Source organism: Methanoregula sp. (assembly GCF_049690535.1).
In the GTDB taxonomy this organism is placed as follows: Archaea; Halobacteriota; Methanomicrobia; order Methanomicrobiales; family Methanospirillaceae; genus Methanoregula.
Genome location: NZ_JBAVMX010000123.1, coordinates 1 through 3628 on the forward strand (window position 1 = coordinate 1; position 3628 = coordinate 3628).

Consider the following 3628-nt stretch of genomic DNA (forward strand, 5'->3'; position numbering starts at 1 on the left):
CGATAACCCATACCCACCCGGCAGCCCACGCCGCGGTCTCGACATTTATCACGCTGCTGTACCACGCGGTGCATGAACTCCCCGACCCTGTCGGGAAGGCCCTGCAGCAGGCACAGAACGAGGACGAGGTGCTTGGGGGCAAGATCCATAACGCAATCGAGCTTGAAAAAGATGGTACAGAAACGGACACCGCAGTCCTTAAGATCGGCAATGACGTGTCGTTGTACCAGACACTTCCCATTGCATTCTTCCTGATCAGCCGGTACCAGCGCCCTGCCGATCTCCTGACCGTTGCGGCCCATGTGGGCGGAAACACCGATACAATCGGTTTTATCTGCGGGGCGTATCTTGGGGCAAGCAAGGGTATCGATGCAATCCCCGTCGATCTTCTGGAGGGTCTCGAAGACCGGCAACGGATCGAAATACTCTCCCAGCGCATCTTCGATATCTACACCCGAAAACTCGAAACCTGATACTCTGCAAATCCCCTAAAAACCGGAATAAATCTTATTTTTGCGATATTTTTCAGAATCCCCGGAATTCCTGCATCCGCTTTCCGCAAAAGGTTAAGTTTTCAGGAATAAAAAGATCCATATATGAAAGTTGCGATTGTCGGGGCTTCGGGGTATGCCGGTGGGGAACTGGTCCGCCTCCTGTACCATCATTCTGCCGCGGAGGTTGTCTGCGCCACATCGCGCAAACTGGCAGGGACACCTCTTGACCAGATCCATCCCCATCTCAAAGGATTCACGAATCTCAAATTCGAGAATCCGTTGCCGGATGCGCTGGATGCAGATGTTGCATTTCTCGCTGTTCCACACACAGCGGCCATGTCCATCGCGGGAAAACTCCTCTCACGGGGGATCAAGGTGGTCGATTTAAGTGCCGATTACCGCCTCCCAAAGGAGACTTTTGAGAAAGTGTATGGCGTCACGCACACGGATTATTTCCCTGCACCCTACGGTATCCCCGAACTGCACCGGAAAGAGTGCATCAATGCGAAGTTTGTGGCAAACCCCGGGTGTTTCCCCACCGGTGCCACCCTTGCCGCAGCCCCGCTAGCCCGGTACGCAAACACGGTCATCTTTGATTCAAAGACAGGTGTGAGCGGAGCGGGTGACAACCCGTCAGCAACCACCCACTACCCGAACGTCGGTGACAATATCACGCCCTACAAATGGACCAGCCACCGCCATCTCGCCGAGATGAAACAGGAACTCTCAAAGCTCGGTTCAACCGCGAAATGCTACTTCACACCCCACCTCGTACCGGTCAACCGTGGCATCCTTACCACCGCCCACATCCTCCTAAACGAGCCTATGGAAACGAAAGAGGTCGAGAAACTGTACCAGGATTTCTACAAGGACGAATTTTTCGTCCGGTACCAGAAGCCGATGCTCTCGGCAGTCCGGGGCAGCAACTTCTGCGATCTCATGGTCGAGAGCGAAGGCATGCGGGTGGTCGTGGCGTCAGCGATCGATAATCTTGTCAAGGGAGCAAGCGGGCAGGCCATCCAGAATATGAACATCATGTGCGGGTTTAAGGAAACCGACGGTCTTGTCGCAGCCGGTCTGCTGCCATAACGGAGTGAACACGATGCTTGTTTCAGAAGCCATGACAAAAAATCTCCTGACATGTACTGTAGATACCCCGCTCCGCGATGCGGTTGCGATCCTGCGCCAGCATCACATCGGGGGACTGCCCGTTATGGAAGGGGACACCCTTGCCGGGATAATCACGGAATCCGATGTCATCGCACAACTGGAGACCAGGAAACTTTCCGATGATCTCTGGCTCCCGTCTCCCCTTGAGATCATTGAGGTGCCGATACGGGAATTTGTCAACTGGGAGAAGACCAAGGATGCCCTGCGCAATATCGGGGATCTACCGGTAAAAAAAGTGATGACTCACCGGGTCGTTACCGCGACAGGGGACATGGATATCGAGGCTGCTGCCGCACTGATGCTTAAAGAGGGCATCGCGCGTCTGCCGGTACTTGAAGGGAAAAAACTGGTCGGAATACTCACCCGTGCCGATATTGTCCAGGCAGTCGGCGCATCATATTCAACCTGAAACATCAAACGCAAAAGTAACCACTACCAGCGGAGGGAACAGGAACATGGTCTATAAGAGTATCTGTGCGGTAAAAGGTGTCACCGCATACGGGGTGAAGGAAGGAAAGTTCGGTCTGGCACTTATCCGCGCAAGCGGAACTGCAGCCGGCGTGTTTACCGAGAATCTCGCAAAGGCGGCTCCTATCGAACTGATGCGAAAGCAGATTAAATCAGGAAAACTGGAGGCAGTCATCGCCAATAGCGGCTGCGCGAATGCCTACACCGGAAAGAGGGGGTACGAAGACGCGGTCACCATGACAGAGTATGCCGGATCCGCACTGGGCGTGGATGCAACATCAGTCGGTGTGGCAAGCACCGGGGTTATTGGCCGGTACCTCGACCTTTCCCTGATCCGGCGCCAGTGTGCCGATGTGGCTCTCAAACTCACCTCGAATCCGGATGCCGAGGATCGCACGGTTCATGCTATCATGACGACCGACACGCGCCCCAAGCACGCGCTCGTTAAAAATGAAAGTTTCACGATCGGGGCGATTGCCAAGGGAAGCGGCATGATTGCCCCTAACATGGGCACGATGCTCTCGTTCATCTACACCGATGCGCAGATCGAGGCAAAACCTCTCAAGGAGGCGCTCAAACTTGCCGCACAGCGGACGTTCAACCGGGTCGTTGTCGATGGCGATATGAGTACAAATGACATCGCGCTCTGCACCGCAACCGGCGATGCCGGAAAGGTAAATGAAAAGGAGTTCTCCCTTGCGCTCGAAGCGTGCTGCCGCTCCCTTGCGCAGCAGATCGCAGCTGATGGTGAAGGCGCGAGCAAACTCCTCGAAGTCACTGTCCGCGGTGCCCCAAAAGAGGCCGCAGCTGCAAAGGTTGCCCGGGTCGTGATCGAATCACCCCTTGTAAAGACGGCGGTTTACGGTGAAGACCCCAACTGGGGACGTGTCATTGCGGCCGCAGGTCGGGCCGGTGTTAAGTTTGACCCGAACGCGGTTTCGCTGTGGATCAGCGACGGGAACAACCAGTACCCCCTGGTAAAATCCGGTGAGATTATCGCCGATCTGACTAAAGCCAAGGCAGCGATGCACGGTAACAAGGTCATCTTCGTGCTTGACCTTGGGGCCGGAAAGGAAGAGGCGACCGCATGGGGCTGCGATCTTACTGAGAAATATGTCGAGATCAACGGGAGGTATACGACATGATGAAGCGCGAGGACGTCCTCATGGAGGCCCTCCCCTACATCCAGCAGTTCCACGGCAAGACTATCGTTATCAAGCTCGGCGGCCATGCGATGGTCGACCCGGTGGTCCTTGAAAACGCCATAAAGGATGCAGTCCTCCTCCATTACGTCGGGATCCATGTCGTGCTCGTTCACGGGGGCGGGCCGGAGATCACCGAGAAGATGAAGGCCCTTGGGAAAGAGTCAGTCTTTGTCGGGGGGCTCCGGGTCACCGATCAGGAGACGCTGGAGATTGCCCAAATGGTGCTCGTCGGCAAGATCAACAAGGGCATCATCTCGCTTATCGCCAAATGCGGTGCAAAGGGTGTCGGGC

Annotated in this window: 5 protein-coding genes; all 5 read left to right on the forward strand. The window is 55.5% G+C overall.

What is annotated here, in order from left to right:
- Positions 1 to 473 (forward strand): ADP-ribosylglycohydrolase family protein (locus WCE46_RS09745; protein ID WP_424733519.1); only part of this gene is annotated, 473 nt, incomplete at its 5' end.
- A gap of 123 nt (positions 474 to 596) precedes the next feature.
- Positions 597 to 1583: an N-acetyl-gamma-glutamyl-phosphate reductase gene (gene argC, locus WCE46_RS09750; protein ID WP_424733520.1), complete on the forward strand. Its 987-nt coding sequence runs from the start codon at positions 597 to 599 to the stop codon at positions 1581 to 1583.
- A gap of 13 nt (positions 1584 to 1596) precedes the next feature.
- Complete coding sequence (locus tag WCE46_RS09755; RefSeq protein WP_424733521.1) at positions 1597 to 2073, forward strand: CBS domain-containing protein; 477 nt, start codon at positions 1597 to 1599, stop codon at positions 2071 to 2073.
- Between the two features lie 46 nt (positions 2074 to 2119).
- On the forward strand, positions 2120 to 3277 hold the full coding sequence (gene argJ, locus WCE46_RS09760; protein WP_424733522.1) for a bifunctional ornithine acetyltransferase/N-acetylglutamate synthase: 1158 nt from the start codon (positions 2120 to 2122) through the stop codon (positions 3275 to 3277).
- A partial coding sequence (gene argB, locus WCE46_RS09765; protein WP_424733523.1) for an acetylglutamate kinase occupies positions 3277 to 3628 on the forward strand: 352 nt, incomplete at its 3' end. The genes argJ and argB, both read left to right, overlap by 1 nt.